4 protein-coding genes are annotated in these 4,362 nt (G+C 72.8%); all 4 read right to left on the bottom strand.

Annotation, left to right across the window (positions count from 1 at the left end):
• Positions 1–153: 153 nt before the first annotated feature.
• Positions 154–1,200 (bottom strand): LacI family DNA-binding transcriptional regulator, encoded by a 1,047-nt coding sequence (locus VIM26_RS24420; protein WP_331955936.1) that lies wholly within the window; start codon positions 1,198–1,200, stop codon positions 154–156.
• Between the two features lie 75 nt (positions 1,201–1,275).
• A complete protein-coding gene (locus tag VIM26_RS24415) occupies positions 1,276–1,488 on the bottom strand; it encodes a hypothetical protein (protein WP_331955935.1) in 213 nt (70 codons plus the stop codon).
• Position 1,489: 1 nt separating this feature from the next.
• On the bottom strand, positions 1,490–2,488 hold the full coding sequence (locus VIM26_RS24410; protein ID WP_331955934.1) for a DUF3592 domain-containing protein: 999 nt from the start codon (positions 2,486–2,488) through the stop codon (positions 1,490–1,492).
• A complete protein-coding gene (locus VIM26_RS24405) occupies positions 2,485–3,918 on the bottom strand; it encodes a M48 family metalloprotease (protein WP_331955933.1) in 1,434 nt (477 codons plus the stop codon). The genes VIM26_RS24410 and VIM26_RS24405 overlap by 4 nt, the downstream gene beginning before the upstream one ends.
• Positions 3,919–4,362: the final 444 nt, after the last annotated feature.

Raw genomic sequence — 4,362 nt, 5'->3', positions numbered from 1 at the left:
TTGCGTAATGTAGCCACCGAACAGATGCCCTTCGATCTGGGACCTGAGACCTTCGCTAAGCCTCATTTTCCCAGGTCAAGGGCATCTTTTCGTTGAACGACACACCCCTCAAACCCCGCTACTCGCGGATCTGGGTCAGACGCAGCGCGACCCCTAGACCGCGCGGGATCTGACAAGTCGGATCGGGCGGGGCTGCGCGGGCGGGCAGCCGCAGCTCGAGCGCAGCACGACCTCGGTGGGCAGCACGAGGTCGGCCACGGGCTCGGGGCCGGCGTTGATGAGAGTGAGCAGCGTCTCCAGGGTGCGCGCACCGAGCTCGCGAACCGGCTGGCGCACGGTGGTCAGCGGCGGCGACGTCAGGGCCGACGTCGAGAGGTCGTCGAAGCCGGTGATGGCGATGTCGTCCGGCACGCGCAGCCCGTTGCCGAGCACCGCGATCAGCACGCCGAGGGCGTTCTCGTCGTTGATGCAGACGACCCCGCGCGGGCGGTTGCGCATCTTGAGCAAATGCTCAGCGGCGAGCATCCCGCCGCCCTGGTCGTGTCCGACCCGGATCGGGTTGTTCGGCACGATCCGCCCCGCGTCGCGGTGCGCGGCCCGGAAGCCCAGCCAGCGGGCGGCCGCATCCGGTGAGCCGACCGGGTTGCCGACGAAGGCGAGCCGCTCGAAACCATGGTCGACGAGCAGGTGCCGGGTGAGCGCACGGACGGACTCGGTGCTCTCGCAGCGCACCGTCGGCACGCCCTTGCGTGGCAGCCCGGCCACCTGCACGACCGGGCAGCGGTGCCGCACGAGCGCGTCGATGACCCCGTTGTCGACGCTGCCGCCGAGCACCGCGATCCCGTCGACCCGGTCCGCCATGTCGAGCACGAGGTCGTTCGACTCGGCCAGCAGGTGGGTGCCCAGGATCATCACCGAGAGTCGGGACGCGACCGCGGCGGCCTCGAAGCCGGCGATCACCCCGGAGTGGTACGGACCGGAAAAACCCGGCAGCACGACGCCGAGCGCGCCGTGGGTGCGTGGCAGCAGGGGCCTGTCCAGGCGGCTGGGGTGGAACCCGAGCTCCTCGATCGCGGCCTTGACCAGCGCGCGAGTGCCGTCGGAGACCGGCCCGATGCCGCGGGCGACGCGCGACACGGTCGCGATCGAGACTCCCGCGTGCAGGGCCACCTGCTGCAGCGAGACATCGTTCTTACCCACCCGGACACCTCGTCGACGTTGACAAAACGTCAGCCGATAACGTTTGCGGGAGTCTAACCGGGTGCCGGCCCGATGCTAGGCCGACCCTGCGCGCGTGGACCGGCGTCGGCGATACCCACCCGCCTCCCGCGCCCGCCCATCGGCGGTCCATCGGTCGAGCTTCTCGCCGTACCGCAGCACGATCGGCTCGTTCGGGTCCCAGGCGGGCTTGTGCTCGACGGCGAGCTCCGCGGCGTCTGTCAGCACGGTGATCAGCCCCCACTCCCGGGCCGTCGTCGCGGCGGCCACCTCAGGGTTCGCCCCCGGTCAGCGCCCAGCCGTTCACCAGCAGCACGGCGCCCATGGCCGCGAACGGGACGATGGCGAGGCTGCCGGCGCCGCCGTTCACCAGCAAGCCGAACGCCGCGCCGCACACCGCGCCGATCCCGGCGAGCACCAGCGCGCGGCGCCACCACGGCGGGCGAGGGACGGGCGGGGTTCCGGCGGGCAGGATGACGGCCGCGCCGAGGTTGGAGCGCACCTCCGAGCGCTCCGAGAGGCGGATCTTCTTCGGGAACCGATGGCGCACGCGGCTGATCGGTACGAGGCGCGCGCCGTCCGCGAGCTCGACGACGAGTCGCTCCCGTGATCGCGGGTCGCCGTGCACCAGGACGTCGATCGAGCCGCGGAGGCCCTCGATGCCGGGGTGCCACATGACGCGCTGCCAGCGGTCCTGCGTGCCCTCGGTCCCGGGTTCGGCGAGGGCGAGCCAGGTGCTCCCGCCGAGGTTCACCGGGTTGGCGCTGAGCGGCTCGCCGTGCAGCGCCATGGCCAGCATCGGGCGCGCGGGCAGTCGGGTGGCCCACTGGAACATCGCGCCGCGCAGCGCCCAGCCGAGGAGGTACAGCGCGGCACCGACCGCGGCGAACGAGACGGGCATGAGCACATCGTCGGAGCCGACTGTCTCCCTGGGGTCGCCGGGGAAGCCCATCGCCCCCGGCCGTGCGGGGTCGTAGGCGACCGGGAAGCTGTGGCCGGTGCGGTAGCGGTCCGTGTCGTAGATGCCGAAGCCCTGGACGTGGATGCGACCGAACGCGTCCGACCACCGGACCTTGATGTCGGGGCCGCCGTTGCCGTCGGCGAGGTCGTCGGCGATGACGGTTCCCTGGGCCGTCGCGCTCGCCGCCTCGCGGGCGGACGTGTACTGGTGCGCGGACCAGCCGAGGGCCGCCGCGGTGAGCGCAAACCCGGCCAGCACGGTCCCGACGGCGAGGATTGCGAGCCGCAGGGTGGGGATCCTGGCGTTCACGTTGTCGTCCTCGGCTCGATCGGGAGGGCGAGCAGCGACCGGAGCCGCGTCGGGTCGGCGCCGTCGATGGCGCTCGAGATCAGCTCGCGGGCATCGACCTGCACGCCGTCGGGATCGACGACCACCTGGGTGAGCCAGCGGCTCGCCCGGACCCAGCCGGCGTCGAGCAGCCGACCGCTCACGGCCCGGCCGAGACAGCCGACGAACACCTCACGGCTCGCCGCCGCTCGCAGCGCTCGGGGCGCGGAGCCGATCTCGGGCTCGATGGCCTGCGCGAGCCGGGCCCAGCCGCCGTCGGCGATGGCGTCGAGCGCCGCGGCCAGAGCCTCCTGGCGCGAGGGCCGCCCCGTCGCCGTGCGGAGGGCCTCGAAGGCCTCGTCCGCCGAGGCGCCGAACCGCTCGGGCGCGCAGTCCAGGACGCGGACCGGGCGCAGCTGCTCATCGGCGGAATCCTTGGGGAGGAGGAGCTCGCGCACGCACCACCGGTCGAGCACCTCTGCGTCGCGCAGCCGAATCGGGGCGGTCGGATCCCACGGCCCCCGTGAGCGCTCGGGGACGGCCGCGAGCCGGATGAGCAGCGGCGGGTGGCTCTCGAGGGCGAACGGATCCGGGGTTTCGAGGATCCGATCGGCCGCGGCCTGCCGTGCCACGAACGGGTCGGCGAGCGCGGTCTCGATCGCGTCGAACAGGTCGTCGGGGTACTCGCCGGCCTCCGCGAGGGTCAGGGCCCAGAGCTCGCCGAGGTTCGAGAAGACGACGTCGAGCGAGGCGATCTGCTCGAGGGCGCCGCGGGTGGCTGCGGTGCCCGCGACGTTCGCCGCGACCAGGTCGGCCGACGTCTCGAGCTGCCAGGACTGCTGCTGCGTGGCACGCAGCAGCGGCCCCGCGAGGGCGGCGGGTACGTGGATGCGCCGGTCCAGGCTCTCGACCAGCGCGGCCCGGGCTCGACCGAGCCAGGAGGTCCGCCGCTCGAGGTGCGGTTCGTGCGCGAGCTCGTGGGCGACGACCGCGGCGAGCTGCGCGACCGTCAGCCGGCGCAGGAGCGGCAACCCCAGGAGGAGCACGAGCACCCGGACGCCCGCGACCTTCGTCGGCGCCAGCACGGCGTCGGGGGTGGGGATCACCCGGACCAGGATCGGCACGCGCAGCTCGAGGCGCTCCGCGACGTCGCGCACCAGGGCGGCCAGCTGCGGTTCGTCGTCGGGCAGGATCCCGCGCCCGGGCAGGTGCTGGTCGGCCGTCAGGCGTCCCAGCGCGCCGAACGCCCCCAAGGCGAGCGGAGCCGCGAGAAAACCCCAGGCATCGAAGTAGGCGGCGGCCCCGAGGACGCCGACGACGATCAGGATCCCGAGCGGGTGGGCGGCCAGGTTCAAGCCCGCGATCAGTGCCCACTCACGGGCCGCCGAGGGGCGTTCGCCGTCCGTCGTCATCGCTGCGTTCGACCGTTCGTCCGTGGAGCTCCAGCGCGCTGCGCTGGTCCCCGTCGCCAAGAGTTGACGTGCGGAGAGTACGCCCGCGCCGGCGAGCCGAGGACCACCCGCAGGGCCCGGTCCCGCTCGGCGCCCATCTGTTCACGAGAAAGGAGACCAACCCGCCCCCGCTCCACGTCCCCCGAACTCGGACACTGGACCAACCAACCAGCCCCGACGCGTCGGGACGTCACATGTCGCGAAATGCGAGTTGTTGTGGCTCTCCTGACCGATCCGTGGGTCATTTTCGGCCGGGGGGACGGCTCGGTGGCCGAACTACCAGGTGCTGTCTTGGCAGCCGTGGTGATCGCTCGGCTCGACGCTGGGTCAGGCGGACCGTGGCGCGTCAGATCCCGGATCGCTGCCAGGGCGACCTCGCGGGTTGCCGACCTCGCGGGTAGCCCG

This window comes from Pengzhenrongella sp., from assembly GCF_036565025.1.
Taxonomy (GTDB): Bacteria; Actinomycetota; Actinomycetes; order Actinomycetales; family Cellulomonadaceae; genus Pengzhenrongella.
This window is presented reverse-complemented; position numbering and strand designations above follow the sequence as displayed.

Bases quoted from the DNA above. Each gene is read 5' to 3' on its own strand.
- VIM26_RS24405 (WP_331955933.1), bottom strand. From the start codon at position 3,918: ATGACGACGGACGGCGAACGCCCCTCGGCGGCCCGTGAGTGGGCACTG.